The organism is Pseudoalteromonas sp. 19-MNA-CIBAN-0066, assembly GCF_040308705.1.
Lineage (GTDB): Bacteria > Pseudomonadota > Gammaproteobacteria > Enterobacterales > Alteromonadaceae > Pseudoalteromonas > Pseudoalteromonas nigrifaciens.
Genome location: NZ_JBEONZ010000129.1, coordinates 1 through 339 on the forward strand (window position 1 = coordinate 1; position 339 = coordinate 339).

Below are 339 nucleotides of genomic sequence, written 5' to 3' on the forward strand. Positions count from 1 at the left end.
ACCGTTGCTGAAGTATATGGCGAACTACAACGCGCAGCAGGCGCAGCTGCAAGATTACTTGAGTTACTTGCTGTTAAAAGTGAGATAGAAAACCCACTAAATCCACAAGATAGTAACTTACTAAAAAATAGTAACAGCCCTGCTATTACGCTTGAGAATATAAGCTTTAACTACCCTTCTCGCCCAGACGTAAGCGCACTTAATAAAATAAGTTTAAATATTATGTAATTTGTCATGAAGAATATTGGAAACATTATTATGAAATGTAGTTATATTTGATATTAAATTATTAAAGTTAATTTAAAATTTAAATTTTATATAAAGTTTATTCTTAAATAT

1 pseudogene is annotated in these 339 nt (G+C 29.8%); it reads left to right on the forward strand.

Annotation, left to right across the window (positions count from 1 at the left end):
* Positions 1-222: pseudogene (locus tag AAEZ18_RS18500) on the forward strand (ABC transporter ATP-binding protein); the annotation flags it as partial.
* Positions 223-339: the final 117 nt, after the last annotated feature.